Source organism: Spirochaeta isovalerica (genome assembly GCF_014207565.1).
Classification (GTDB): domain Bacteria; phylum Spirochaetota; class Spirochaetia; order DSM-2461; family DSM-2461; genus Spirochaeta_F; species Spirochaeta_F isovalerica.
The window spans coordinates 18,743-45,479 of sequence record NZ_JACHGJ010000002.1 but is presented as its reverse complement, the minus strand read 5'-3'; the positions used below and the strand labels follow the sequence as shown (position 1 = coordinate 45,479).

Genomic DNA, 26,737 nt, shown 5'->3' with positions numbered 1-26,737 from the left:
AAGAGAAAAAAGGTTGGAAAAAAGTTTACAAACAGAACAACAGGGTTAAATTAAAAAGAAATGGGATTATTCGAGAGGTCCCGTTCCCCAGAATCCGTCAAGGAAATATCTGTCGAAATCCTCTTCGGGGAAGATCATTTTCCCCATCTTCACGGCCATATCCTTTTCATAAAGGATTGAAACAAAATCCTTCACTTCCCTTTCCCGCATAGGGGCTTCGGAGAGATTCTCCTCCCCGGACATTCTCTCCAGTGACTCCAGATAAGCTTCTGAATATAAGACGAAACAGGAATAGACCGTGTCAAAATATTCTTTTCTCTCTTCTTCCGTTCCCTTTTCCGGCTCGATCATCTCAAGACGGTAGGGACTTTTGTAGGGATCAAGATGGGGCGTCAGTTCTCCGAACCCTTCCCTTTTCCAGTAAGGTTGTGCCAGTTCAATAGCTCTAAGGATTTTGTCTTGGGATTCTGAAAAAAACTGTTCAGTATCCACACCGTCATTGAGCGAATAAAAATCCATGTACAAGGCACTGGTTACACCGGGCAGAGCCTTCAGGGCATCGCCATGGAAAAGAGGGGCGTTGTAACGGTAATCGGGACGGATCATAAAGGTAAAATCAAAAAAATCATCAGTCCCGTTTCCGATCTCAAGCTGATTAATCGAAGCCGTATCGATTTTTTCCGTTCTGTAGCTCCTGAGAAAGAGGGAGAGATTGTCCGCTTTGAACATCACTTTATAGAGAAAAGGTAGGTCGAGTTTGTAGTTTTCAAAATAGCGGTTGATCCCTTTTTCTTCTGCGCCGTACATATTGAGAGTCCCGATCTGGTATTCTCTCATCTTCAGAAATACTCCGTAATCTGTACTTCCCGGAGAGAATGCAATCCAGGAGGCGGCTCCTGCCAGCAGAATGATAGGAACACTTATCAGCAGAATAGCCAGTTTTACGGATTTTCTCATTTTCCCCTCCTGATTTTTCCCAGAAAAGCTGTGGAATACTCCAGAGTTCCGACAGGACATATATCGACACAGTGCCCGCATCCGACGCAAAGTGAAGAATAGACGTCCTTCTTTTCCTCTGCAGACATCTTAATCTCAATGCCCATGGGGCAGCTGACATTGCATTTACCACACTTGATGCAATCGGAAATATCAGTTCGAATTCTCTGTCCCGCCAGTCGGGAAACCCAGCCCAGAACAGTTCCGAGAGGGCAATAGTAACAGTATCCCCGTCCTGTAAAAGCGACCCAGAAAAACATGGCCATCAACAGCTCGACAGAGAGGTATTTGTACACTTCAATATCGGCAAATAAATCGGCAGCGGACTCCCGGTAATCTCCGCTGATCAGAATATAAAACCAGAAGAGAAAAAATATAAATGCGATAACCAGAAGAGCCCACTTCAAAACAACAAACAGTTTCCTCAGTTTACTTCCCGGTGCCGTTTTTTTTCCCACGAGAGGAAAAGCCGGAGAGAAAGTTTCCGAAATAAATCCGTTAAAAAGACAAAGAGTCGAGCATTGCCACCTTCTGCCCAGCAGAACCGTGCCGGTAAAGACGATTATTGTAATAATCAGATAAACAGTAAGGGAAGCGCTGATTCCTCCCAGCCCCCACAAGGGCAAGTGATGAGTGTAAAAAGATGATCTGTCGACGAGGGTCTGCAAAGCAGTGGAAGACCAGGGAAAGGGCATAGCAAAAAAGTACAAGTCGGGATTTCCCGTAAGGAAAGGACCTATTATGTGTACCAGAAGAGCCGCGATGATGAATCCTGCGAAATTTCTCTTCTGCATCCGGGACCTCTTACCCGAAATTCTCAGAGTCAGCCAGGAGCCGGTAACAATCAAAAAAGTTTTGAAATAGTTTTCATAAATATTCCAGATGCTTCGGATAATCCGGGAGCCGGCTTCTGAGACATGAGGTGCCAGACCGTAATTCAATCCTGCGATAAGGAGGCACAAAAAGATATACAACGCCAGAAGTATTTTGAGAGCTTTAATTTCACCTTTCACTTTTTATCCTTTTCCGGGATAAGTCTCCCGTTCACTGTCCAGACTCAATTCTGAAAAGTCTGGAGCCCCGGGGAAGAAGATCTCCCACATGAGTTTTAGAAGAAGCCGGTATTTTTTCACCATTTCTGACATCAACAAGAACGGCGGGTTCCCTTTCGTAATCAAAAAGCATGGAGAGATCATAGGTCCGCCGTCTGAGAGTGGTTGAAAAATTAAAGAGTCCCAAATATCCCGAAGTGTTATAGTAAATTTCCGGCATTTCCTGCTCCATCACATCCAGGGCGATAGCCTGCCCGGCAAAACAGTTCTCCGATACCTCATCGATAAGAGCCATATCGGCGATCGCTTTCTCTGATAAGGTTTCGAAATCATCGGAATAAATGAGGATTCCTCCCGACAGGGCGATGGCGTCAATCTGCGACTGTCTCTCACCGGGCTTCAGTCCCGTCCCTTTATCTCGGATCATAATGCAGTCCGGATCGTTGAGCCAGAGTCTTTTGTGCATGGGGCTGCGCACCATAAAGTTTTTCATGGAATTGCGTACACCGAACATACTCCCCGTCCGAACAAGCTTGGCCGTATGGTGAATCCAGAAATCTCCCGTATCGGGGCCGACTCTCATGGCGTCGACAGAGCCGATTCCGGCAGAAAGTGGCATTCCACAGCCTATAATTTTCGTTTCGGGACGGGCGGCATTTCTGATGATCTCCATCCCTTTTTTGACAACCGAAGCTCTGGAAAGAGATAAATCATGGTGGACAGCCCCTCTGAGAGAAGCGGTAAAGAGAAAGTCGCATTTCAAATACTCGAATCCCCATTGATGGACAATGACATCAATAAACTCTCTCAGATATTCGGCATAGCGGGGATGGGTGACATCCACGCCGTAATAAAAACACTTCCAGAAAGGATTGTAACTGGCTTTGAGCATTTTACCCATTTCATTTTTGAGAATATATTCGGGGTGGTACCGGAACAGCTCCGAGTTGGCGGCAGCGGAAAAAGGAGCGATCCAGATACCGGGTTTCATTCCCGCCGTTCTGACGGCATCGGCCAGTTCTTTCATCCTGCCGTCGAACGGTGCACTCTGATCGAGCCAGTCCCCGACAGCTTTCTGGTAACCGTCATCAATCTGAAAAAAATCAAAGTTCATTCCCCGGTTCTGTATGGCCCGGAGATTTCTGTAGAGCAGTTCCGGCGTTATTTTGTTGTAGTACTGATACCATGAACACCATCCCCGGAAATTCTTTTCAGGAGGCTGTATTTCCAACTTCTCGCGGATGTAGTGGAAGTATTTCTGTTCCACCATGGCCCGGGTCCCCTGTATAATCATGATGCCGTCAAGCTTCACCTTTTTCCCCGGCTCGAGCATCTGCCTGCCGAAGTCGTAAATCATCTCAAAAAAGCTTCTGTCCTTCCTGGAGTTGGCATTGAGGATGATATAAAAAAACTGATTAAAGGGAGGAAGCTGACCGGCCAGAAAGGTTCGCCCGTCTTCCAGGTCCGTTATAAGGGAGTACATGTCGGAAGAGAGCATGCCTGGAACATTGGAGGGAAGATTCGCCATATTGGAAGTCGCCAGAGACATTAGCTTGAACCGGGGCCGGAGAGGTTTCTCTGATATCCGGTAGGTTCTGGCTGTTGACCAGGACTGATATCCGTTTCTCAAAAAAGAGATTTTGCGGGGACTGACTTTCTCCAGAAACGAGGCGATTCCATCGGTCGCCGGGAGCCGCAGTCTGGTTATCCGTATATGCTTGCTGCTGATATTAGTGAGAGACATGGTGTAGATAACACCCTGATCTATGGATTTTTTTTCACAAGTTACCTCGATCCATTCATTCCTGTAAAAAATCCTCTTCGGCGAACTTTCTACAATGTTCAGGGCATATTTTTTCCTGTTGATCCCGAACTTCAGTTCCACATTGGCCATGGGGAAGAACCGGCTCAGGTGATCGGCGCGAATAAGCTTCTTCATAACAATCCCTCTCTGCATTAATTATAGAAAATGAAGCCTTCACTTTCACACAAAATATGGAATCAAAAAAATTGTAGCTTATTTCTAAAAACATTAGTATAAATATGAACAAGTGCTCAATAAACTGAAATAAATCGATTGAAGATTATTTATGGATAAATTGGAATGTTTAAAAATACAGACAAAAGAAAAACGGAAATCAGAATAGTGGTGCTTTTTCTGGCGGGCTCAGCAATAGAACTGCTTTATGGATATATAAATTTTTTTATCAGGAACTACAGATCTATGGCTCTGGCGAATGTATTGGCTGCAGCCCTTATCATTGGCTGTTTGATCTTCCTTCTGCTGACAAAAAAGAAAAAAGTCACTTACCTCGCCGGACTGATTATATGCTCAGCTCACTTTATCTATATAGTTCTATTCGGATATGGAAATGAATTATCTCCTTTCTGGATACTCATTATCCCGCATATCGTTTATTATACCAATGGAGCCCGCAAAGGCTCTTTTTTTTCTTTACTGGTATTTCTGGTATTTTTAACAGCCATCTTGATACAGATAGCCGGAATTTATTCCTTCCCTTATCCTCCCTATGTTTTCAGAGATCTCTCGCTGGTTTTTTTCATTGTCTCTCTCATGACTTATATCTATGAAAAATCATTGGAAGAAAAACAGAAGCATTTGGAATTTCAGCTGAATTTCGATAAAATGACAGACCTTCCCAACCGTAACCGGATGCTGAAATTCCTTGAGACGAACCGTAATGAACAAGCTCTCATCCTGATCAATATCGATAAATTCCGGGAGATCAATGATATCTACGGAAGCCGGCAGGGAGACATGGTTCTGAAAGAGCTGGCTTACAGACTTTTATCGCTGAATGAAAAGGTCCCGAAAGGGGAGCTATATAAACTTCACGCCGATGAATTCGCCTTTATCTTTCCAATTGCGCAGAAACAGTTCGAAAGAAGCCTCAATACGATTATTCGGGAGATAAGAAATAAAAGCCGGTATGATTTTAAAATCGGTGACGCGGGGATTTACATCTCCCTGACCATGGGTATAGCCCGGGGGAGAAAAAACCATCTGGCCCATGCGGACTCCGCACTCAGACTGGCGAGGGCTCAACACAAAAACTATGTTATCCACAGCGATTCCATAGATATGACCGGAGAATACAGGAAAAATATCAAACAGACTTCAAAACTGAGAAACATAATGAATAAAGGGGGCGTCGTACCCTTTTTTCAACCCATTATGGACAATAAGACGGGAAGAATTAATAAATATGAATGCCTGATGCGATTCCGCGATGGCGAGGAATTTCTTCTGCCTGGACAGTTCCTGGAATTATCAAAAAGATCCAAAATCTATGGAGCATTGACCAGGACAATGATTAGCCGCTGTTTCCGCTATTTCGAGAACCGGAAAGAAGACTTTTCGATAAACATCTGCCTTGAAGATATTTTTGATGAAACTACAACGAATCATATTTACCGGCAGCTGGAGAAGTACGGACTGGGCAAAAGATTGATTTTTGAATTTCTTGAATCCTCCCGCATAGAAGGGAACCCGCAGGTAGAATCCTTTATCCGGAAAGTCAAGGAATACGGCTGCCGGATCGCCATTGACGATTTTGGAGCGGGATACTCCAATTTTGAGTACCTGCTGAGGATGGAATTCGATTTTCTGAAGATTGACTCATCTCTCATCCGGAATCTCGACAGAGACAGGAACTCCCGGATCATGGTTGAAACAATAGTTAGTTTCTCCCGTAAACTAGGCTTAAAAACCATTGCGGAATATGTTCACAATGAAGAGATCTCCCTTTTGATAAGGGAGATGGGTATTGATTTTTCACAGGGGTACTTCATCGGAGAGCCATCAGACAGAGCTGTCAAAAAAGGCATGGAGTTAATTAGCCGGGGAAAATAAGGTGTCTTTTTTTTCATGGTCCGAAACATCCACAGGCCCTCCTATTCCAAGGAGGACCCATAAGCGAATTATCTAAAACAACCAGACAGTGATAATATTCACCGGTTGGCCAGACCGGTCAATTTCTTTGCTACCAGACGGTTTTCCGGATAATCATCGAGGATTTTTCTATAAAAAGCCAGTGCTTTATCCTCTTCCTTTTCGTTCTCATAAATCTCGCCCATTCCCATAAGAATGAAAAACCTGTCTTCCGGGTCCAGTCCGGGCTTTCGGGTCAAAGCTTCCATTTCGGCAAAACCTTTTCTTTTATTGCCCCCGAATATGGCCGGTGCGTTAATCAGCCCCTGCGCGACGATCAGAGAGGCCCTGACATTGGAATTGTCCATTTCAAGAGCCTTTTCCGCCTGATCCTGCACTTTTCCGGAGTTTGCGATAATGTATCCCACACCTTTCTGAATCATAATAAAGCTGCCTGCATCAGCCTGTATGCGCCAGGCATCAGCTCCGGCCCCGCCTTCAGCGGCGAGACGGGCCTCTTCGCGGCTCTTCTCCAACGCATCCAGTGAGAGCTTTTCCTCCTCCCGGTAAAAGCGGATCTGCCCTATGGCGAGGTTGACTCTGGCAGTCCAATACTGCCGTTCTGCAGAATCGGTTATAGCAGCAATATCGCTTTCCAGATTTCCCAGATCCGATAGAATCTGAAAGTCATTCCTGCTTCCGTCAATCCAGGCCAGCATCACCTTATCGTATTCTCTCCGGGCCTCTTCAGCCGTAAAAGCGAAGAGACTCAGGGATATGGTCAGCAACATCATCAGAATAAAAAATCTTTTAGTTCGATTCATGTTTGTCCTTCCTTCCATATAAAAGTCCGTACATGAGCGGAATGAGAAGCAGCGCCGTAAGAGTGCTGAACAGTAGTCCGAATATGATCGTACTGGCCATTGGCTGCCATACAACGGAAACGCCGCCTATACCGATTGCCGTGGGAAGCAGTCCGGCGATTGTCGTCAGTGATGTGAGCAATATCGGCCTCAGCCGCGTCGCAGCAGCTTCTTTGACAGCCGCCGCCACAGCCATGCCCTTCTCCCTCAATTCGTTGATAAAGCTGATAAGAACGATGGCGTCATTGACGGCGATACCGGCCAGTGCGACTCCCGCATAGAGAACAGTCGTACTGAAGGGGGTCCGGCTCACAAAGAGATAGAGAATGATCCCCGCAAAAGCCATCGGTACGGAGAGAAGAATGAGAAAAGGCTGGCTATAGGATTTGAACTGGGTCCCGAGGATCAGATAAATGAGAAAGACACCGATGAGGAATATCCTGAGAATATCGAAAATGAGTGTTTCAAAATCGGCGAATTCGCCTCCTACGGATAGAATCTGATCGGGATAAGCCACAGCATACTCCGCTGCCAGGGCCTCAATATCCTTATTGATATCGGGAACGGTCTCGTTGGTATAGGCGCCGGCGGATATGGATACGACTCTTTTTCCATCAACCCGCTGGATTGTGGAGAGAGAAGTCGCTTCTTCTATTCCGGCAACGGCGCTGAAGGGCACTTTTGCTCCGGCAGGAGTCGGAATGAGAAGTTGTTCGAGCTGATCGGCACGGAAGAGCCCGGCTCTCTCATACCTGACGATGACATCGATGGACTGGTTGTCCTCCACATAGGTCGTAGCCTGGATGCCGTCCACAGCGGCGCGGATATACTGTCCGATAGTGAGGACACTCAATCCGTAGGCTGCCGCTCTTTCCTCATTGACGATAACGCGAAGCTCCGGAGATCCGCCGCTGAAATCATCCTCGATATTGAGCAGTTCCGGATAGGTTCTCAGACGGTCGACGATGGCCCTTGATACGAGTTTCAGACCTTCCAGGTTATCGCCGAAAAGCTGATAGCTGACCGGAGACGACTGGGGAGGACCATTGACGGCTTTTCTGAAGAAGACATTTTCGGGACCGGGTATGGATCTGGTCATTTCCCTGACATCGCCCATAATGGTGCTGATCGACCGAATCCGCCCGTCATTCTGCTCTGTCAGATCGACCAGGATCTGGGCGACATTGCCCTGACTGGTATTCCCGTCCTGGGAGGAGAGAAAGCCGATGGATGTGCTTATGGAAACGACTTCTCCGTTTCCCGCCAGCGGAAAGAGACGTTCTTCGTACTGCTTGACCACCCGGTCGGTTCTATCCCTTGTGGTACCGGCGGGCATTTCGATATCTATGGTAAAATAGGTATAGTCTTCGGCGCTGAAGAGATCGATATTCAGAGCGCCGGTCAGCCCCAGAAGGCCGAACATGATGAACATTGCCCCTGCGACGGCCAGGCCTTTTCTCTTATAGAGTTTCTCCAGAATCCTGCTGTAAGCTTTTTTGAAGGGGTCGAAAAACCTGCCCTCTTTTCTGATCTTCTTCCCTCCGGGCCATTCGGCATAATGGGAGGGAATAAAAACAAGCGCTTCAAAGGTACTGGCTATCAGAGCTATGGAAACAGTCAGGGGGATGACTCTGAGAAATTTCCCGATCGTGCCGGGAAGGATCATAAGCGGAAGGAAAGCCGCCACGGTCGTCGCCGTTGCGGCAATTACGGGAAAAACGACCTGATCGGTTCCCTTGATTGCCGCATCATGACGGGAAAGCCCTTCCTGCTGAAGACGGAAGCTGTTTTCAATGATAACAATGGCATGGTCTACGATAAGCCCCAGAACAAGGACCAGACCGAACAGCGTATTGGAGTTGAAGGTCTCTCCCATGACATCGAGAATCATAAAGGTGATGGCGAAAGTCAGGGGTATGCCGATAGCAGTCATGACAGCATTTCTGAGTCCTACGAAGAAAAATAAGATAAGAACCAGGAGAAGGAGCCCGAAAAGAGCATTATTGAGCAGGACATCAAGGCTGGACCGTATTTGGACAGTCGAATCATTTAAAAGGGTAATTTTTATATCATCGGTGAGCCTGCTTTCCCACTCAGCACTTATTCTCTTTACCTCTTCGGCGATTTTCACCGAATTGCCACGGGGGATTTTTGCCACGCGGATCGACACGGAAGTCTCTCCGTTGAACCGGGCTTCGCTGCCGTCATCTTCGTACTCTTTCACGACTGAAGCAACATCGCGGATTTTAACTATGCCGCTGCCGTTTCTTCCCCTTTTGACGATGACTTCGCCGAACTGATCCACGCCTTCCACGCTGCCGACAGTTCTCACCAGGTAGTCTCTTGAGTTGGTGCTGACCGTGCCGCCGGGGACATTGAGGTTCCTGGCCTGCAGGGCCAGAACGACATTATCGAGAGTCAGGCCGAGGCTGTCGAGACGATTCTGATCGATCACGATGGAAACCTGTCTGTCCCGGGCGCCGACAAGTTCCACCGAGGAAACTTCATTGATTCTCGACATTTCATCGGACATGGCTTCAGCGGTTTCCACCAGAGAGGCGTAGTCGCTATTCCCCGAGAGGACGACCTCGATAACGGGAGCGAAATCATTGGATGAAAAAGAGCTGATGTTTTCCTGAAGAGTCCCTTCGGGAAGACGGACCCGGCTGAATCTCGTGCGGACATCCTGAAAGAGCTTGTCAAAACGTTCCGATGAAATATCACTTTCAAAGCGGACCGATACGAGACTGAGCCCCTCGCTTGATACGGAGCGGATCTCATCGACATCGTCGAGCCCCTGCATTTCGTTTTCTATGGGGACTGAGAGCAACTGCTCCACATCCTCGGCACTGACTCCCGGAAAGGGCACCGCGATATTGGCCCAGTAGAAGGGGACTTCGGCAAATTGCTCCTGGGGGAGCCGTCTCAGACTGAATACCCCGAGAATAAGGAGCGTGACCATTAATATGTTGATTAACACACCGTTTCGAACGGAAAAAGTACCTAAAGTCATCTCCAATCTCCTGTTTTACCGATTTCAGTAGGTTCGATGAAGTAATTATCTCCCAGAGATGATAGAGCGCTGACCACAAGTTTTTCCCCGACAGACAATCCCTCGAGAACGACTGTATTACCGCCTAATGATTCTCCGGTGACGACCTCTTTCACGACTGAGCGGCCTTCTTCAGCCACAATAACCGATTGCTTCCGGTCTCTTACAACCAGAGCTGACGAGGGGATAATGATTTGGGGTTTTTCAACTGTATTAGCCATAAGGACCTGTGCAGACAAGCCTGAACGCATAGTGTCGTCTATTCGATTATCCCAGGTTATAATAACGGGAAAGCTTCCTGTTGAGCTCTCGCTCCCTGAACCGATGGAATCAACAACGGCTTCGACCGGATCTTCTTCGATATCGGAACTGAGCCTCAGAGTCGCTTTCTGCCCTTTTCTGATAAGACCTATCTGTCTTTCTCCAAGGGAAATTTCCATCTTCATGGCTGACCGGTCTATGATAAGCGCTACGGGTGTACCGGGAGAGAGAGTTGTGCCCTCGGCCAGTGAACTGTCGAGAAGGGCCACAGTTCCATCAAAAGGAGCTTTGATAAACGTATCCTTATAGCTCTTTTCAGCTGAGCGGTATGTCGTCTCAGCCTGCAGGAGTCTGGTTTTTGCATTATTATAATCGGATCGGGAGAGACCGCCTTTCCTGAATGAGCTTTCCAGAGCCTGAAAGTCCAGACGGGTCGCTTCAAACTGCTGAAGCGCCAGATCCCGATTGAGCTTCTGAAGATCATTTTCCACGGAAAGAAGTACCTGATCAGCCTTCACCGCTTGACCGAGCGAGACATTCATTGACGTAATCTGCCCCTGTGCGGCAGCAACGACCCAGGCTTCACGGATTCCCCGAATGGTTCCCGATGCCTCCACATAGGGGATCAGCAGACCTTCAGTCACGTCAAGAACTTCAACAGCTATGGGAACGTATTCACCGGCCTGGTCCCAGCTTGACGAGGACACCTGGTCCGCTTCACCGCTTCCGCAGGCCGAAAGGATAAAAACCGACAATAAGATGATTACTACTTTTTTCATTCAAGAACTCCTTTTCTCATTTGCATATTCCTCAGCGAGATTAATACCTTTTTCCAGAGTGTCGGCAGTCCCGATGACCCCGGGGAAATCCCGGACATCTTCATCTTTTACCGCAGCTCCCCCCAGAATAACACCGTAAGGATAGCTTCTGTTCCGGTAAAGCACATCGAGATAAGTCTCGAGACCGCTTCGAAAAGTTTCAATTGTTATGGACAGAGAGAGAACAAGAGGTTTATGGAAATCAACAGCGGCTATCAGATCCTTCACAGGCATTTGCGTGCCGACAAATCTGACATCCCAGTTTTTCAGACGGAGAAGCCGGGCTGTCATCAACAGAACCAGATCATGCTCTTCTCCGGGTGCGCAGAGTCCCATCCAGGAAAGCCCCGGAACAGGAGGATTGCTCCAGTTCTTTTCATGAGCCGCTGTCAGGGTTATAAGCTCTCTGACTTTTCCGCTGACCAGGTGTTCATCGAGAATGGAAATATCTCCCGAATACCATAGGTCTCCTGTTTTCCTGAGCAGGGGAATCAGCAGGCGGGAGTAAACATCCATCGCGCTGTAATTCCCATTGTCTTTCCACTGACGTATATAATCCCAGCATCGGGCTACCGAATCGCTCAAAAGAAGATCGAAAAGATAGTCCGCACTGAACTGGTGGTCGACAGTTTTTTCGGAGTGAGAAGGCACGGAAAGAAGATAATCAAGCGAGACCTGGAGATTTTCCGCCAGCTTCCTGAGCATATCTTCTCCGGGAAAACGTGCACCTCTCTCATAATTGGCTATCACCACCTGACCTGCGCCGGTCATTTCACCCAATTGTTTTTGAGTTAAACCTGATTTTTTTCTGGCATCTTTTAATTTTTCACCAAAATTGGATTCTCTCATACAAACAATATAACAATACGTTATTATTATTGCAAGTAGTAATTATTATTATTTCTTTTTGATATTTGTTCTATTCAAAAAAAAAGCCCCGCTGAGCTAACAGCCGGGCCTGATTCTGAATAATATCCATCCGCTCTCAGGGAAGTTTCGCCAATACCGGATCATAATCGGGTTCGTCGACAATTTCCGGAACCTGCTGAGTGTATACGACCTTCCCCTCAGGGTCGACCACAACGACAGCACGGGACAATAGACCGGCAAGGGGACCGTCGGTGAAAAGGACACCATAATCTTTTCCGAATCCGGGATTTCTGAAAACAGAAGCCGTGTGCACATCTTTCAGCCCTTCGGTCGTACAGAAACGTCCGGCAGCGAAGGGAAGGTCCGCAGAGATGCAAACTACAGCGACATTATCCCGCGAAGAAGCCTCCTTGTTAAAACGACGGACAGAAGCGGCGCAAGTAGCCGTATCAAGACTGGGAAAAATATTCAGGACGACATATTTGCCTTTGAAATCCTGTAATTGAATATCAGCCAGATCCTGCCCGACAAGTTTAAAAACCGGAGCGGCGGCACCAACTGCCGGCAGAGCCCCTATTGTATGAACAGGATTACCCTGCAATGTTATTTCAGCCATTCTTTATGTCTCCTTTCATTCGATTGTTAGTTTTATCTAATATAATAAGCCACTTCAATTACGACAAATCAATTAATCAGATTCAGGCTCGGGCACCCTGGCCAGAAGAATAGCCCCTACGACAAAAAGTATGAGAATCGACAGAACACCGTAACGGGAATCCCCTGTAAACTTTGTAAATAACGCCATAAGCAGGGGGCCGACTATGGCGGCGAATTTTCCGAAAATATTATAGAATCCGAAAAACTCGGCTGATTTCTCTTTGGGCAGGGTTTTGCCGAAGAAAGACCGGCTCAAAGCCTGAATCCCGCCCTGGGAAGTTGCAACCAGAAAAGCCATAAACCAGAAGGCTCCTGTTTTGAGCGCTGTCGATTGAATAGAGGGAAGGAGAAAACCGACCATTGTTACAACCGAATAGACGATTATCCCCGCAAAAAGCATTTTCCTGGCGGAAAACCGTTTAGCCAGAGCCCCGAAAATGAGCGCGAAAGGCCAGGCGACAATCTGAATAAAAAGTATAACGGCAATTAATGTTGTCGCTCCGAACCCCAGATCGATTCCGTAAGCCGTTGCCATTGATATAATGGTGGAAACACCGTCGATGTAAAAGAAATAGGCGATGAGGAAACTGAAAGTTGTCTTGTATCGGGAAATCTCCTTAAGCGTTGTCCAGAGCCGTACAAAGGATTTTCTGATCATTCGGGGCTCCGGTTCGATAGCGTATTCCTGTCTTACGTTTTTTATCATAGGCAGGGAAAAAACAAACCACCAGAGTGCTACGATAACAAAGGATATTTTCATCATCAATGGGGAGATTTCCGATGATCCCTTAATTGTCTGATACCCGACGATCAGGCCGATGGAAACGATAAAGGGCAGACAACTGCCGATATAACCCCATCCGAATCCCAGCGTTGATATTCTGTCCATCCTTTTGTTTGTCGTTACATCAGTGAGAAAAGAATCGTAGAAAATATTAGCACCCGCATAGGCGACCCTGGCTACAAGGTAGAGCATAAGTCCGAAAAGGATCTGCCCCTGGCGGATTAAGGGAAAGAGAAGAGTAAAGGCGACACCTGTAAAAAGCGCACCGAGAAAAAACTTCTTCTTCATACCCCGGTAATCGGCTATGGTTCCGAGAACCGGTGCCAGAACAGCAAGAATCAAAGATGCCAGAGAGACAACGAATCCCCAGTCTGCTGTAGACTGAGCTCCCGATCCGGCAGCGACATAATCTTTATGAAAAATAGGCATTAATGTTGTGGTAACGATAAGAACGAAAGCGGAATTGGCCACGTCGTAAAGAATCCAGCTTCTTTCCGTCTTCGTCAGTTTTTCAGAGTCGGACATGATAGCTCTCCCATTGTGAGAATTATGCCTTCATTCTAATACGGATTTGTTAAAATTTGATGAGAAAGTTATGCATTAACGGCTAGGGCTCAGACGTACATATCGACAAGGTTGCCCATGTAAGACAGCTGAGACTGATCGATCTGCTGAACAGCGCTGAGCTTCATAAGTTTTTCCGCCAGATCCGTTCCCTGATTCTGAGCCTGCTTTAAAGTCAGTTCGAGTAGAGCATAAGGGTTCTGAACGTTATTCGCTATACCTTCCATATTTGTTATTTTCGACCCGGGCTTTCATAAAATCAAATTTTATGTGTTTATTCAGACATTCTGCAGCTGCTTGATCTGCGAAAAGAACTCAATTCCCGAGGGGTAATACTCATCAAAACTTTCCCGGAACCGCTGGGGGGGAATTACACAGAAGACCCCGACCACAGAACAACATTTCCCCAGTACATGTACATTGACTGGATCCGCCACTACGAAAAGGAAAACTAAAGCGTAAACCGCTCGATCTCCTTCTCCATTTCCTTGGAATCGACCGACAGCTTTTTCACAACTTCGAGGAGGCTGTCCATCGCTTCCTTGATCTGGTTTCTCCGGTCGTTCATTTCTTCGGCAAGCTGTTCCAAATAGCTCATGGATTTAATGCTCCGGTTGATTACGGCATTCAGGTTATTCTGCTGATCCCGGATTTCTTCGGAACTGTCTTTAACGGCAACCGTGACATCCTGAACCTGGTGGATGGCTTCCATAACCTCTCTGCTGCCTATGGTGAGCTCTTCGGTACTCAAAGCTATGCCGTGCAGACCGTCAGCCACGCTTTTAACCGCTTTGTCTATTTCGATGAAGGCTTCCTTTGAAGCCTGTCCCGATTGTTCCGTATTAAGAATTATATCCGTAATGGTGGTGATGGATTCGCTGATCCGCCTCGATTCCTCTCCCGACGTTTCGGCCAGGCTTCTGATTTCCTCGGCGACGACGGCAAAGCCCTTCCCTGCTTCTCCGGCGTGGGCGGCTTCTATCGCGGCATTCATGGACAGCAGATTGGTCTGCGAAGCAATCTGATCGATGGTGCTGGCAAACTCCTGAATCTGCTCTATGGCGTTGCGGATCGATTTTATCTGATCGGTCGTTTCATAGATGGACTCCTCCCCTTTTTTGGAGAGAGAGACCAGATCGGTTGTCAACTCCTGCCGATTTTGTACCAGTTTGTTGACATTTTCCAGAGATGCGAGCATTTCAACAAGCCCTGAGGATGACTCTTCCACAATGGCCGACAACTGTTCCACGCTTTCCTGAAAAACTTCAGATTTTTCACCGATGATCTCGGCAAAGCTTCTGGATCCGTCCATTTCTTTTTCCATATTTGTAAGCTGTTCCCTGGTTTTCTCGATGGATTCGGATATGGATGCGGTCGCCGTTAAAGTTTCATTCGTAAGAAATGATAGCGCCGTACTGCTGTTGCGCGTATTTTTGGAAGCGTCTCTGGTATTACCGATAATCTGGGCCAGCTGTTCCATAAACAGGTTAAAGTTTGCGGCTATCATTCCGATTTCATCCTTCCTCTTCACTTCGATTCTGTGAGTCAGGTCCCCGCTCCCTTTTGAAATGATTTCAACAGCTTTATCCTGCCTTTTGATGGGACGGATTACAAATTTGGAAAGCCAGAATATCAGACCTCCCAGCATCAGAACATTAATCACCGCCATTAAAGCTATAAGTTCTGATGAGGAACGATTGAGTCTTGCCATCTGTTCGCTCGTATCACTGATAAACACATAAAGTCCGACAGCCTGCCCCCTGAAATCATTAATAGGTATATAGCTGATAACCATATCCCCGCGGGAATCATAAACCGTTTCATTCATGGATCTCGCTTCATTTATCAATTTTTCCGAAAGCAGAGTCTGAGGATCGATCCAGTCCGATGAGCGATAGGAAACCATAACGGGGCCGATCTGCCCCAGATCGTAATTCGCCAGATCAGACTCAAACATGATATCGAGAAGCCGTTCCCGTTCCGCCAGAAGTACAAGCCCCGATGCTTCCTCATCGGCGGACATCATCTGCAGCATCTGCTGGGGTTGAAAATACAACTCCAGAGATCCCACGACTCTTCCATTGACACGGACGGGATGGACGCCGCGGATAACCATTCCCCCTTTTCCCAGTTCAATGCCCATAATGGGTTTGCCGGTCTGAATGGTCTGGATTACCGAATTGCGGAATCCCGAAAGATCATCGCCCCAGGCATCGGACCAGGTCCTGTAGAGACTTCTGGCAGGAGCGATGTGAAAATGGACTCTGAGATGTTCGACTTCAAGAGCGTCCTGCAGTTTATCGATTAAAGGATCAGCCTGATTTTTCAGGGCATCATGGATTTCATCAACCGAACCGAGAGAATAGGCTTCAATGATCGCGGGGTTATTGGCGATGAGGGAAGCCATGGAAAGAGCCTTGGTTTCCAGTTGTTTCTGAAGGGTTTGAATCTGAGAAACGACCATTTTCGATTCTTCTATGGATTCCACATAGACGATATCACGGAAACTTCTCCCGATAAAAAAGATAACAGCCAAAATGTTCAGTAGGATCATTGGAATAAAAAAAACAATACTGCGGGTTTGAAGTTTCATGTGATAAAATCCTTATAAAAACGGAATCAGTTATTATTATTATATTACATATAGTTCCTATTTTTCAAAAACATTAAAAAAGGAGTTTTCATGGAAATAACACTGACCACCCCGGCTCTGCTCTTTCCCGCCATTTCGCTGCTTCTTCTCGCCTACACGAACAGATACCTGACGCTGGCCGGCCTGATCAGAGATCTGGACAGCCGCCGCAGAGCAGGTTCCGCTGAAAATATAGAAGGGCAGATAGAAAACCTGAGCAGGCGGATTTATATGATCCGCAATATGCAGCTGGCCGGCGTTATCAGTTTCTTCCTCTGCGTGGCCACCATGCTTCTCCTCTTTCTGAATTTTCCCTTGGCAGGCGAGATTTTCTTTGCCGCCAGTCTCCTCTGCCTTCTCCTGTCGCTCGCCATTTCGATCGGCGAAATCAGGATTTCCGTTAAGGCGCTCGATATACAGCTGAGGGGGGTCGAAAAGTGATTTACGATGTCATTATAATCGGCGCCGGCGTTGTCGGCGGTGCTGTCGCCAGAGAATTAAGCCGCAGCAAAGTATCGGTTCTGGCCCTGGAGATGGAAAGCGATGTTTGTTGCGGTATATCCAAAAGCAACACGGGCATCATCCACACGCCCTGCCTGGTAAAAGGGCCGTCGCTCAAAGCTGAGTTCAATCTGAAGGGGAATCTGATGATGGATCAGCTCTGTTCAGAACTCGGGGTAACTCTGCAAAGGCCGGGAGCTCTCATTCTCGCCTATTCCGATGAAGACAGAGAGATTCTTCAGGCATACAGGGAACAGGGAGAAAAAACGCGTAAAGCCTTTGACGCGCCCGGACAGATCTACAAGATCATCGAAAAAGTAGAGCTCCAGACAATTGAACCCAATCTTAATAAAGAGGTTGTTTGCGCTCTCTTTGCCCCTGATGCCGGACGGATCATCCCCTATGAGTTGGGAACGGCCTTATGGGAGAATGCTGTATCCAACGGAGTGGCTCTCAGATTGAAACACAAAGTGGACTCAGTGATTAAACCGGAAAATGACGATTCCCCCTGGACTGTAAAGTCGGGAAAACAGACATTTCAATCGAGATATGTGATAAATGCCGCCGGCCACGGCAGTGAGGAAATTGGACAGAAAGCCGGCTTTTCTCATTCAGTTATCGAGAAAGTGAAAGGCCAGTACATGATTTATAAAAGAAAACGGGATTTTGATGTGAACCACATTCTTTTTCAGGTCCCGCCGAAGGGAAAGGGAAAAGCAGGCAAAGGAATTCTGGTCTGCAAAACCGTTTATGGTAATCTTATGATCGGCCCCGATGCCCGATGGGTCGGAGACGGGAACGATACGGGAACCGACAGGGAATCCCTTGAAGAGGTTCTGGAAGGAGCCCGTAAAAGCATCCCGGAACTATCTCCGAAAGGAATTATTAAAACATTTGCCGGAATCAGACCCAAACCAGCGGCAGGAGACTTTATAATCGAATCGGATCAACGCTTTATCCACCTTTGCGGAATTGAATCCCCCGGCCTGACCTCCAGCCCCGCGCTGGCCCGGGAAGTGATCGGTTTGCTCAATCATCTAGGACTGGAATTTGAGCCCGATGAAAATTTCAAAAGCCGGAGAGACCCTATCGTAAAAGAGATTCTCAATCTGGATAAAGATGAGCTGAAAAGGAGGATCGATCTTCCCGAAGACGACAAAGACCGGATAGTCTGTCGATGCGAACAGGTCCCCCGAAGCCGCATTATCGATGCCATGAACAGAGGAATACGGGTTGACAGTCTCGATGCTGTGAAAAGGAGGACCCGGGCCGGTCAGGGTCAGTGTCAGGGAAATTTCTGCGGGAAAAGAGTGAGAAAGCTCCTGTCACGGGAATTGGATATTCCCGAAGAGGAGATTACCCAGAGAGGCGGTCAGCCCTTAGGGGACAGAATTAATAAATTATGATACCGGCGGATAGAGAACCCTGATCCCGTAGATATTTCTCGAAGGGCCGGAACCCCATTTATCGGAAATATTATAAATCGCATCGAAACGGTGTTCTTCCGGGAACTCCGGATCATTCATTATAAATCCCTCTCTGTCATAACCTGTCAGAACCACATAATGGGGAGCACCTCTCAGCAGAACTTCAGCTATAAGGGGAATATTATTATCCAGATAGTAACGGATCAGCACCACATCCGCGGGATTGGCGGCCCAGTTGTGGCGCGTATAAACATAACCGCCCCGGAAACCGGCGAGCGCCGGCCAGTTGAGGTTGACTTCCCCCAGATAGGCGCCGCTGCGGTCATCATAGCCGTCATCGAAACCGTTGTTTCTTTGCAGCCAGCTGTTCATATCTTCCGGCGTGAGTTTCTCGTTTTCAAAGTGGGAGGCTATCATGGAAACGCAGGTGAGTGTACAGCCGTACTGGCGTATTGTCACTTTAGATTTGTTGCCGAGGATAATATCGGCCCAGGGGGCGTCATTTCCCTGTTCATAATAGGGAACTTTCAGATCCACGGCATGAAGAGTTACTGAAACAAACAGTAAAATAAGGATACTTACGGGACATTTTCTGATCATCTGATTCAATATAATCCGGTCTTTAATGAAAATCCAGCTGGAGAACTCCCTACAGGCAGATCTGAGTCCGGAAAAGAGCGAACCCGACTCTCATTTCCGGAAAGAAATCAGTTTATGCCGGCCTTTCAGGCCAGATAGACAATCGGCTCGGTATACTTGTGAAAAGCCTTGCGGCCGGAAGAACTCAGTTTCCTGAAAGCTTCCGGTGTGAATATCACTATGGACCTGTGCTTCGCCCGCCCCCCGGAACCTGTCATGGCTGCAATATTTACTGTTTCGCCGACGAGGTCCGCTTTTTCCTCAAAGGGAGTGAAATCACAGACGGCAAAAGGGCCGTAGTTAGCCCCGATCCGCAATCCCGTTTTCTGACCCTTAATTTCAAAGGATTCTTCTATCTCCTGTTTCATATCAATCAGAGCCGCGGCACCTTCATCGACCCGTTCAGGTGGGAAATACCCCAGGGCTGAATCGCCGATATACTTTATCAGTACTCCATCGGCTTTTTCCACATGCTTTCTGGTAATGGCGGCGAAATCCTTGAGAACTTTAACGATTTCCGACAGCTCCAGGTTTCCGGTCAGCCGTGCAAATCCCGCAAGGTCCGTAAAAAAGACGAGACCTTCTGTGTAAGTGGTTTCCATACATATCCTCCGGTTAGTGTTGTTGAGCAGACGGCCCTTATGTCCGACAGTTTGACAGGATGGTCGCCGGCCCCTATGTCCGGCAGTTATGGGTTCACTTATATCTTAATTGAGAAATTTTAAAATATCAGCTTTTTTTTCAGCTCCCCCTGAGAGATCTGCAGCCACGCACTTTAAAAAAAATATCAGGTCTTTTAAAAGCATATCGTCCATGGATCACAATCTATTATTACTTAAGAGAGGCGATTTGAGTCACGGAATCGATTGATCTCCATCCCCTTTCCGGAAATAGAGACAGTATGAATTTCGTCCCGGCATAAAAATATCCGTATGATAAGAGAAACTGTTGGAATGCAGTATTCTTCTCATGGAAGTGTTGTCAGCCGTTGTAAGCGAGAACACCGGGAGACGGGGTTTTTCATTACAGAGAGCTGAAACGAGAGATGATCCGACACCCTGTCCGCGAAAGGACTCATCGACATAGAGCCAACCAAGTTCGACAGGGGGCAGTCCGGTAAACACAACAGGGTCCTGAGCTTCCAGTAAACGGCGGCGAAAACCTTTTTTGGCCCTTTTCAATGCGGAAATACCCGCCGGTTTACCTTCAGAAAAAGCAAAAGCCAGTTTCCCGGCTCCTGCGATTCTCTTCTCAAGGTTTTGAATATTTATATCGGGTCGACAGAGGAGAAAAGAACGGAACAGCTCCAGTTCTTCAGCCGAACATTCATCGGGATTTTTGACAATCACATCGACCATCAGACGATTCTCTCTTTGATCTCCCCGATATTGATATTCATGCTGTCAAAAATAGGTATATGGGTAACTTTACCCAGTTCCCGCATATGAAGGGGCGAACTTGTGCAGACTCCCGATATAAGATCAGGCACTAGATCGAGTCTTTCCTTAAGATACTCGATTCCGCCGATGGCACCGAAAGCGTCGTTGGCGCAGAAGACGAGGCGATGAATTCTCTTGCGCACCTCGGGGTGGCGCAGAAGCATTTCCGTCTCTCTCTGATTGATACCGTCGGCAAACTCCACAACCCAGTAATTCTGGGGATTATTGGCGTATTTCAGATCGAGATCATTGAAAATCCCTATGATTTCCTCTTCTTTCAGCATATAAGTGGTGGGGAACCCGAGATAGGTAAAGTCCGAGAAAGAATCGGCACCGGCATCATTCATATGGAGTATATCCTTCAAGCTGGCGGTTCCGGTAACCTTTGACCCTTTAACCGTATGCCCCATTTTGGAGAGCGCCCAGCAGATGGAAGCGGCAGCAACACTTTTGCCTGAATTCATAGCCGTTCCGCAGACCAGAATCATTTTAGCCCGGGGGAAAACTTTATCTTTTCTGCGGGGAGTAACAGCCGGAAATTTCTTTGTATTTATGACCTGCCCGTCCTCATCGCAGAGATAACCCAGAATCATCACTCTTGAAGGGTCTTTGATAAGGGAGTTTTTCGTCTTGACTTCACCGATGAGTCCGCTTCTGGCCAGAAGGTCCACTTCCGATGAAAAAGCTTCAGGAACAAACGCCTCATAATAGTCAGGAGCATAGCGGTCTGCAAAGACAAACAGAGCCCTGGTACCGTTATGAATCTTGTGAATACGTCCCGATTTGTTTTCGAGATTGGAATGTTGACCGATGTGGGATATTTCGCCGTATACGACATCTCCCGCTTCGGGAACCTTCTCCAGGTTCGTGTAAAATTTTATCTGGCTGTTTTTCAGCGCATAAGCACCGCTGGTAAAAATATAGCCTTTTTCTATTCTTTTCATATACTCTGCTACCTGTGGAAGCGAAGGCAGAGAGTTCTATCCGGACATGTTCCCCTGAATAAAAAGACTACCTACACCTCAAAATCAAGATATAAGCAGACATCGTTAGCAAAAAAAGGGTCCGGTTGTCTGCAAATTTTCAGATATAAATATATGAATTCTCTTATGCTTGTCAATAGCGGAAAAAACTCTTCCTATTAAAAGGTACTCTATTACCGGAGAGATTTTTTGAAGTACAATGCATACATGAAAAAAGACCTTACCAGAGGCAATGTCCCTGGGCATTTGATCAGGCTGGCCGTCCCGACAATGGCCGGTTTTATGGCACAGACCCTGTACGATCTTGTCGATATGGCATGGATCGGCCGTATAAGCTCCGAAGCGGTTGCCGGCGTTACAATTTTTACGACGGTTTTCTGGATAGTGGAAGTGCTGAACGAGATTATAGGAAACAGTTCCGTATCACTCATCAGTCAGAGTTACGGAGCGGGGAACAGAGAAAGGACAGAGCAGGCGATTGAACAGACTCTTACATTCAAAGCTCTTGTAGCCCTTCTGGCGGCAGCCCTTCTTTTCATGTTCATTAAACCACTCATGGCTTTTTTTACGGAAGACCGGCTGGTTCTGAAAATGGCCCTTGACTACGGCTATCTCCGAATCTTCTTTCTCCCCTTCATGTTTTCCTCCTTCACTGTCAACACGGCTCTCCGCTGTACGGGAGACGTGAGAACTCCCATGATCATTATGATAATCAGTTCCATTCTCAATATTGTTCTCGATCCTTTTTTCATGTTCGAAACCATTCCAGGAACATCCATACCGGGATTGAATATGGGTATTTTCGGAGCCTCTCTGGCAACGGTGATTTCCACTACGGCAGCTTTTCTCGGAGGTTTCATTTTTCTCTTCTCTTCAGGAGGAGGCGTGAAACCGAAGCTGAAAGGACTCCTGAAACTTCGCTGGGATATTGACTACAAGCTCCTGACCATAGGTCTCCCCATCGGTCTTGAAACCTTTTCCCGGCAGTTCTCGCTCTTCCTCATTATGAAATTCGCAGCTCTATATGGAACCGCATCCCTGGCAGCCTTCGGAATCGGCAACAGATTGTACGGCTTCATCTTTCTCCCTCTTATAGGATTATTTATGGGCGGCAGCACTGTAGTGGGACAGAATCTCGGAGCCGACAGAGTCGACAGAGCTGTTTCCGCCTCCAAATGGTCCGCCCTTTTCTCCACGATCATGATGATCTTTTTTATGGCAGTCGCCCAGATCTTCCCATCATCCATCATGTCGTTCTTTATCAGCGACAGCGATGTGATCGGGACGGGTGTGGAGATGATCCGCCTCATAAGCATCAGCTTTATTCCCATGGGCTCGACTTTCGGTCTGGCAATCGCCTTTTCCGGTTCTGGGCACAATATGCCATTTCTCCTGTCGGGAATAGTCTCCAAGTGGGTCGTTCAGCTTCCTTTTCTTCTGGCGGGGTGGTTTATCTTTCACTGGCCCGTCTCGACAATCTGGATCAGCTTTATTCTGGCGGACGTCGTCTCGGCCTTTTTTATAGCAGGCGCCTACGGCAGGGGCAAGTGGAAAGAAATCAGAGTTTAAGTTCCTCCGGCGGGACAGGTCTCGCCAGGAGGAATCCCTGGAATTCATGACAGCCGAATCCTTTAAGTAGTGAGAAATCCTCTTCTGTCTCAACTCCCTCGATAACTGTCTTATAGGAGCTATTGCTGAGATAGGAAATAAGAACTTCCAGAAGTTCGGCGTATTTCGGATCCTTTATCATTCCTGTCAGAAAACTTCTGTCGAATTTTATCTTATTAAACGGGAGATTGAGAATCCTGGTGAGATTGGAGTATCCCGTACCGAAATCATCGAGAGCCAGTTGAAACCCTCTTGATTTCAGTAATTGCATTACGCTGTCTGTGTCGTCATCATTATGCAGCATGGCGGATTCGGTTATTTCGAAGCCCACTTTCTCCGCTGGTATACGGCTCGTCTCCAACAGCTCCATCAGACGGTTGAAATCAAAATGATAATTTATCAGTTCCGGCGATAAATTTATAAAAACGGGAAAATCCCCCTGCAGCGATCTAAACTGTTTTATATCTTCGAGGACTTTTCTTACCATCATAAGAAAGTAATCATTCATCAGGCCTGTCTCTTCCAGCATGGGAATAAAAACGTCGGGACTTATGGCTTCTCCCTTATTATTGGTCCAGCGGGATAGGGATTCAACAGCGGCAACTGTTCTTTCCCGGGTAAAAATCGGCTGATATACAATAGAGAAACGCCCTTCAGAAACAGCATCAAACAACTCGTGAAAGAGATTTAGCCGGTCTTTCCATAAGTTCTCGCTGTTTTTTTCGTAAAGGACAAATTGCTTATTCTCTTTTTCCGCCTGATACAGAGCCAGCTGACCCCGGCTGTAATTGGCCGACATACTCTTCTCGATGGCCGAGTGCCTGAGTTTAGCTCCTCTTAATTGAACGCGGACATTTATATCATTGACTGTTAGAGGGGCTTCAAACAATTTCAGCGTCTTTTCCATGCATTGCGAAGCAGTACACTTTGTGTCACTGAAAAAAAGGCCGAGCAAATCTGTAGACAAACGGTACACCTCACTTCCGTTTTCAATGGAAATGATTTCCGCAATCGACTCGACTGTCTCAATGAGATTCTGCATACCGTAATTCAGCAGAAGTTCTTTATAATTTTCAATTCTGTAAAAATGAACCTGATTCTCAATCCCCGATTTCATCGAATGAGCGAGATCGAGTCTCAATCTGTTTCCATTCGGCAGGCCGGTATTTTCATCATGCTCGGCCATGTACTTCGTTTCCATCAGAGTCCGATTGAGAAGAAAGAAAACGAAGTAGGCGAGAAGCGTCTCCATAGTAAGCACAATAAGAACCACAACAAATGTGGACCAGTAGGGAAAGGTTTCACCCGAAGCTGCGGGAAGCAGCCGCAAGAGAAGAAAAGCGCCGCATAAAACCTGTGCTCCCAGGCCGTAGAGAACAATCTGCCAGGCCCGGGTAGCTATGAGAACAGCGAAAAGGATCCCGATAGACTGAAGGAAAGCCATATTGTAGAGTTTCAATTCATTGAGCGTTACCCCCATCCAGACCAGCGCAGTTAAAGGAATAAGCGCCGCTGTCAGGATCAGGAAAGATGAAAAAAAGAACTTGCCATTGACCAGAAGAAGCAGAGCGGTAACAAGAAGGCCGATTGCCAGAAAGAGATAGAGAAAATCCTGAGCATAATGGGAACGGGCAATGAGCTGATAGGAAAGATATAAAAGAGAACCGCCCAGAAGAACGAGCAGAGACCAGAAGAAAACATGGATTTTTCTCTGGATGAGAATATCGCTATCGCTGTATTTATTTCTGATATACGCCATCATATAAATCAGTATAGTATTTACGGCAGAGGAAGACAAACATGTCAGAAGGCAAGAATATCCATAGTGATTTGCAGCGTCTTATACTGATGGTGCCGATTGAAAAAGACAGACCTGCTCTGGAAGATTTTTTCAGACAAACTATTACCGATACTTTTTTCAGAAACAATATAAATGACCCCGCAGGGATCGAAGAAGAAGTGAAGCATCAGCTTGAAACCTTTGACAGCCGGGAAGATATGCTCACGGCCCGCCTGGGAGACCGGATTGTTGGAACCATCGCCTGCGGCAGGCAGAATCGTTCCGTAAGTTCCAACATAGACCGGGAGCTGCGGGAACTGCCTGAAATAAAAGGTGTCTACGTCCATCCGGAATATCAGTCCGCCGGTATCGGTTCGTTTTTATGGAAAACCATGATAACAAGGCTACATGACCGGGGAGTACCTGAAGCCTGCCTTGATAGCGGTTATAAACTGTCTCAGGAATACTGGAAGAGAATGATCGGAGCGCCGGATATTATTATGAAAGATTATTGGGGGAAAGGAGAGGATCAGATGATATGGTTCTTCCTGATTGAGGATCAATATAAACGTCTTCTCTTATAATTTCCTCATCGACAAAACGGCTTAAATCATTCTGAAGAAAAGATGAAGCCCCTTCTACCGTGGAATAAACGCTGAATCTTTCGTCCAGTCCCACATGACTCCGGAAAATCATGATTTTGGCTGTATCGACTGAACGGTTTACCAGCATGGCTTTTCGGCCTTTGAAACAATCCGCTTCACGATATTTTTCAGCAGCAGTTTTCAGCTCTTCCAGTGACATGAGTATGGAGCCGGGGCGGAAATCGAACAGCATATTGTAATCAGGACGAAAGAGGGGGTCTCTGACAAGCAGAGCCGTGACTTCGAGAAAACCATCGAGAGTTATATCATCTCTCAATACTTCTATTATAAGTCCCTCTTCGGGAATAATTCGGTAACTTTGCATTTTGTTGTCCTGCTTCGTGCTGTATTACGGGCAAGTATCATGAATTATAATAATAAAATAACTGTTGTATATAGGAATTTTTCCTATATTTCTGTCGATTTTACAATCTTCATTCCTCTCTTTTTCATTTCCTCAAGGAAATTATCGCTCATTCCCGAGTTCGGATCTACTGAAGAGCAGCAGTCCTCCAGAAGAATGATCTTCCCGGTCTGAGAGGGATCGAGGGCATCGGCAAGCTGACGAACCGTATTGGCGACACAGTAATCGAGAGCCTCTCCGGCAATAATTATTTCATCGGCTTTTTCCAGTCTGCGGACAAGAGCGGTAATGTTATCCGGCCGGTTTTCTTTTCCCCGGGATACTTCCGGTTCAAAGGCGCCGTAATGCTCGGTCCGCGAATCATCACCTTTTATAACCTTGTATGATGAAATGAGGTTTTCCTCTTCCCATTCTGTGACAGCCTTAAAAACATCGCTCTGGATCTGATTCCCCTTAGAACCGATCAGGCAGTGAGGCGGCCAGATGCAGAGGGTATACTTACCCTTTTCTTTCAGGGTCCTGACATATTCCAGCCCCCATTCCTTCTCTTCCGGCCGGGATGTTGTCCACAGGCCTGCTTCCACATCGCTGTCAGTAATAAGCGTAAAGGGATCGGGATGGCTGCCATTGCGGTCGATCCAGTAAAGAGGGTGGGCAATGTCGTAGAGGTGGTGGGAATCGAGAGTCAGGGAAATCCCGCTCAGGTCATCACCCTTTCTTTTTATAAACTCAGCAAGCCTGAGACAGTCAGTCTCCGCTCCCTTGACATAAAGAGCCCCATCAGGTTCGCAGAAGTCATTCTGAGCATCAATAATCAGCAGTTCCCTTCTCATATTCACTTATCCTCCGTCATTTTCATTCTATACTGCAATCCGGCTTTTCCTCTATGCCCTTTACCATTGACAGCTGAA

23 protein-coding genes are annotated in these 26,737 nt (G+C 47.0%); 5 read left to right on the top strand and 18 right to left on the bottom strand.

Annotation, left to right across the window (positions count from 1 at the left end; all coding sequences use genetic code 11):
- Positions 1-66: 66 nt before the first annotated feature.
- Genes HNR50_RS05075 through HNR50_RS05065 form a run of 3 tightly spaced genes read right to left on the bottom strand, consistent with a single transcriptional unit; the run spans position 67 to position 3,987 of the window.
- Positions 67-957 carry a hypothetical protein gene (locus tag HNR50_RS05075; RefSeq protein WP_184744551.1) on the bottom strand — a complete coding sequence of 297 codons (891 nt, stop codon included), beginning with the start codon at positions 955-957 and terminating at the stop codon, positions 67-69.
- Entirely contained in the window at positions 954-2,009 is a 1,056-nt protein-coding gene (locus HNR50_RS22695; protein WP_184744549.1) for a 4Fe-4S dicluster-binding protein, read from the bottom strand. The genes HNR50_RS05075 and HNR50_RS22695 overlap by 4 nt, the downstream gene beginning before the upstream one ends.
- Positions 2,010-2,040: 31 nt before the next feature.
- On the bottom strand, positions 2,041-3,987 hold the full coding sequence (locus tag HNR50_RS05065; RefSeq protein WP_184744547.1) for an alpha-galactosidase: 1,947 nt from the start codon (positions 3,985-3,987) through the stop codon (positions 2,041-2,043).
- 165 nt (positions 3,988-4,152) lie between these two features.
- Here HNR50_RS05065 and HNR50_RS05060 point away from each other — a divergent pair, with 165 nt between their 5' ends.
- Complete coding sequence (locus HNR50_RS05060; protein ID WP_184744545.1) at positions 4,153-5,922, top strand: GGDEF domain-containing phosphodiesterase; 1,770 nt, start codon at positions 4,153-4,155, stop codon at positions 5,920-5,922.
- 98 nt (positions 5,923-6,020) lie between these two features.
- On the opposite strand, the gene HNR50_RS05055 is transcribed toward HNR50_RS05060, so the two are convergent.
- From HNR50_RS05055 to HNR50_RS05020, 8 genes are all read right to left on the bottom strand, one after another.
- Positions 6,021-6,764: a hypothetical protein gene (locus HNR50_RS05055; protein WP_184744543.1), complete on the bottom strand. Its 744-nt coding sequence runs from the start codon at positions 6,762-6,764 to the stop codon at positions 6,021-6,023.
- A complete protein-coding gene (locus HNR50_RS05050) occupies positions 6,751-9,816 on the bottom strand; it encodes an efflux RND transporter permease subunit (RefSeq protein WP_184744541.1) in 3,066 nt (1,021 codons plus the stop codon). Before HNR50_RS05050 ends, HNR50_RS05055 begins: the two co-directional genes overlap by 14 nt.
- Positions 9,813-10,895, bottom strand: coding sequence for an efflux RND transporter periplasmic adaptor subunit (locus tag HNR50_RS05045; protein WP_184744539.1), 1,083 nt, complete (start codon positions 10,893-10,895; stop codon positions 9,813-9,815). Before HNR50_RS05045 ends, HNR50_RS05050 begins: the two co-directional genes overlap by 4 nt.
- Positions 10,896-11,783 (bottom strand): helix-turn-helix domain-containing protein, encoded by an 888-nt coding sequence (locus tag HNR50_RS05040; RefSeq protein WP_184744537.1) that lies wholly within the window; start codon positions 11,781-11,783, stop codon positions 10,896-10,898. It abuts the gene before it with no gap.
- A gap of 136 nt (positions 11,784-11,919) precedes the next feature.
- A complete protein-coding gene (gene tpx, locus HNR50_RS05035) occupies positions 11,920-12,420 on the bottom strand; it encodes a thiol peroxidase (RefSeq protein ID WP_184744535.1) in 501 nt (166 codons plus the stop codon).
- Positions 12,421-12,492: 72 nt separating this feature from the next.
- Complete coding sequence (locus tag HNR50_RS05030) at positions 12,493-13,770, bottom strand: MFS transporter (RefSeq protein ID WP_184744532.1); 1,278 nt, start codon at positions 13,768-13,770, stop codon at positions 12,493-12,495.
- An 89-nt stretch (positions 13,771-13,859) separates the two neighbouring features.
- A complete protein-coding gene (locus tag HNR50_RS05025) occupies positions 13,860-14,036 on the bottom strand; it encodes a hypothetical protein (protein WP_184744530.1) in 177 nt (58 codons plus the stop codon).
- Between the two features lie 224 nt (positions 14,037-14,260).
- Positions 14,261-16,345 carry a methyl-accepting chemotaxis protein gene (locus tag HNR50_RS05020; RefSeq protein WP_184744528.1) on the bottom strand — a complete coding sequence of 695 codons (2,085 nt, stop codon included), beginning with the start codon at positions 16,343-16,345 and terminating at the stop codon, positions 14,261-14,263.
- Positions 16,346-16,492: 147 nt separating this feature from the next.
- On the opposite strand from HNR50_RS05020, the gene HNR50_RS05015 reads away from it, so the two are divergent.
- Positions 16,493-16,882 (top strand): DUF2721 domain-containing protein, encoded by a 390-nt coding sequence (locus HNR50_RS05015; RefSeq protein WP_184744526.1) that lies wholly within the window; start codon positions 16,493-16,495, stop codon positions 16,880-16,882.
- Positions 16,879-18,348: an FAD-dependent oxidoreductase gene (locus tag HNR50_RS22315; RefSeq protein ID WP_184744524.1), complete on the top strand. Its 1,470-nt coding sequence runs from the start codon at positions 16,879-16,881 to the stop codon at positions 18,346-18,348. The genes HNR50_RS05015 and HNR50_RS22315 overlap by 4 nt, the downstream gene beginning before the upstream one ends.
- Here HNR50_RS22315 and HNR50_RS05005 read toward each other — a convergent pair.
- The 4 genes from HNR50_RS05005 to HNR50_RS04990 all read right to left on the bottom strand — a co-directional run bounded on the left by HNR50_RS05005 (position 18,343) and on the right by HNR50_RS04990 (position 21,391).
- Positions 18,343-18,969, bottom strand: a complete 627-nt coding sequence (locus HNR50_RS05005) for a C39 family peptidase (RefSeq protein ID WP_221439803.1) — start codon at positions 18,967-18,969, stop codon at positions 18,343-18,345. The two genes, HNR50_RS22315 and HNR50_RS05005, sit on opposite strands and share 6 nt — an antisense overlap.
- A gap of 125 nt (positions 18,970-19,094) precedes the next feature.
- The gene (locus HNR50_RS05000) at positions 19,095-19,610 is read right to left on the bottom strand and encodes an adenylate/guanylate cyclase domain-containing protein (protein ID WP_184744522.1); all 516 of its coding nucleotides are present in this window, start codon (positions 19,608-19,610) and stop codon (positions 19,095-19,097) included.
- A 252-nt stretch (positions 19,611-19,862) separates the two neighbouring features.
- Entirely contained in the window at positions 19,863-20,366 is a 504-nt protein-coding gene (locus HNR50_RS04995; RefSeq protein ID WP_184744520.1) for a GNAT family N-acetyltransferase, read from the bottom strand.
- Positions 20,366-21,391 (bottom strand): hypothetical protein, encoded by a 1,026-nt coding sequence (locus HNR50_RS04990; protein WP_184744518.1) that lies wholly within the window; start codon positions 21,389-21,391, stop codon positions 20,366-20,368. Before HNR50_RS04990 ends, HNR50_RS04995 begins: the two co-directional genes overlap by 1 nt.
- 246 nt (positions 21,392-21,637) lie before the next feature.
- On the opposite strand from HNR50_RS04990, the gene HNR50_RS04985 reads away from it, so the two are divergent.
- Positions 21,638-22,999, top strand: a complete 1,362-nt coding sequence (locus HNR50_RS04985) for an MATE family efflux transporter (protein ID WP_184744516.1) — start codon at positions 21,638-21,640, stop codon at positions 22,997-22,999.
- On the opposite strand, the gene HNR50_RS04980 is transcribed toward HNR50_RS04985, so the two are convergent.
- A complete protein-coding gene (locus tag HNR50_RS04980) occupies positions 22,989-24,800 on the bottom strand; it encodes an EAL domain-containing protein (protein WP_184744514.1) in 1,812 nt (603 codons plus the stop codon). The genes HNR50_RS04985 and HNR50_RS04980 overlap by 11 nt on opposite strands.
- Before the next feature lie 38 nt (positions 24,801-24,838).
- Here HNR50_RS04980 and HNR50_RS04975 point away from each other — a divergent pair, with 38 nt between their 5' ends.
- Complete coding sequence (locus tag HNR50_RS04975) at positions 24,839-25,402, top strand: GNAT family N-acetyltransferase (RefSeq protein ID WP_184744512.1); 564 nt, start codon at positions 24,839-24,841, stop codon at positions 25,400-25,402.
- On the opposite strand, the gene HNR50_RS04970 is transcribed toward HNR50_RS04975, so the two are convergent.
- Complete coding sequence (locus HNR50_RS04970; protein WP_184744510.1) at positions 25,317-25,787, bottom strand: hypothetical protein; 471 nt, start codon at positions 25,785-25,787, stop codon at positions 25,317-25,319. The two genes, HNR50_RS04975 and HNR50_RS04970, sit on opposite strands and share 86 nt — an antisense overlap.
- A gap of 83 nt (positions 25,788-25,870) precedes the next feature.
- Positions 25,871-26,659 carry an isochorismatase family protein gene (locus tag HNR50_RS04965; protein ID WP_246433920.1) on the bottom strand — a complete coding sequence of 263 codons (789 nt, stop codon included), beginning with the start codon at positions 26,657-26,659 and terminating at the stop codon, positions 25,871-25,873.
- Positions 26,660-26,737: the final 78 nt, after the last annotated feature.

Bases quoted from the DNA above. Each gene is read 5' to 3' on its own strand.
- HNR50_RS05075 (WP_184744551.1), bottom strand. From the start codon at position 957: ATGAGAAAATCCGTAAAACTGGCTATTCTGCTGATAAGTGTTCCTATC.
- HNR50_RS05065 (WP_184744547.1), bottom strand. From the start codon at position 3,987: ATGAAGAAGCTTATTCGCGCCGATCACCTGAGCCGGTTCTTCCCCATG.
- HNR50_RS05060 (WP_184744545.1), top strand. From the start codon at position 4,153: ATGTTTAAAAATACAGACAAAAGAAAAACGGAAATCAGAATAGTGGTG.
- HNR50_RS05055 (WP_184744543.1), bottom strand. From the start codon at position 6,764: ATGAATCGAACTAAAAGATTTTTTATTCTGATGATGTTGCTGACCATA.
- HNR50_RS05050 (WP_184744541.1), bottom strand. From the start codon at position 9,816: ATGACTTTAGGTACTTTTTCCGTTCGAAACGGTGTGTTAATCAACATA.
- HNR50_RS05045 (WP_184744539.1), bottom strand. From the start codon at position 10,895: ATGAAAAAAGTAGTAATCATCTTATTGTCGGTTTTTATCCTTTCGGCC.
- HNR50_RS05040 (WP_184744537.1), bottom strand. From the start codon at position 11,783: ATGAGAGAATCCAATTTTGGTGAAAAATTAAAAGATGCCAGAAAAAAA.
- tpx (WP_184744535.1), bottom strand. From the start codon at position 12,420: ATGGCTGAAATAACATTGCAGGGTAATCCTGTTCATACAATAGGGGCT.
- HNR50_RS05030 (WP_184744532.1), bottom strand. From the start codon at position 13,770: ATGTCCGACTCTGAAAAACTGACGAAGACGGAAAGAAGCTGGATTCTT.
- HNR50_RS05025 (WP_184744530.1), bottom strand. From the start codon at position 14,036: ATGGAAGGTATAGCGAATAACGTTCAGAACCCTTATGCTCTACTCGAA.
- HNR50_RS05015 (WP_184744526.1), top strand. From the start codon at position 16,493: ATGGAAATAACACTGACCACCCCGGCTCTGCTCTTTCCCGCCATTTCG.
- HNR50_RS05005 (WP_221439803.1), bottom strand. From the start codon at position 18,969: ATGATCAGAAAATGTCCCGTAAGTATCCTTATTTTACTGTTTGTTTCA.
- HNR50_RS05000 (WP_184744522.1), bottom strand. From the start codon at position 19,610: ATGGAAACCACTTACACAGAAGGTCTCGTCTTTTTTACGGACCTTGCG.
- HNR50_RS04995 (WP_184744520.1), bottom strand. From the start codon at position 20,366: ATGGTCGATGTGATTGTCAAAAATCCCGATGAATGTTCGGCTGAAGAA.
- HNR50_RS04990 (WP_184744518.1), bottom strand. From the start codon at position 21,391: ATGAAAAGAATAGAAAAAGGCTATATTTTTACCAGCGGTGCTTATGCG.
- HNR50_RS04985 (WP_184744516.1), top strand. From the start codon at position 21,638: ATGAAAAAAGACCTTACCAGAGGCAATGTCCCTGGGCATTTGATCAGG.
- HNR50_RS04980 (WP_184744514.1), bottom strand. From the start codon at position 24,800: ATGATGGCGTATATCAGAAATAAATACAGCGATAGCGATATTCTCATC.
- HNR50_RS04975 (WP_184744512.1), top strand. From the start codon at position 24,839: ATGTCAGAAGGCAAGAATATCCATAGTGATTTGCAGCGTCTTATACTG.
- HNR50_RS04970 (WP_184744510.1), bottom strand. From the start codon at position 25,787: ATGCAAAGTTACCGAATTATTCCCGAAGAGGGACTTATAATAGAAGTA.
- HNR50_RS04965 (WP_246433920.1), bottom strand. From the start codon at position 26,659: ATGAGAAGGGAACTGCTGATTATTGATGCTCAGAATGACTTCTGCGAA.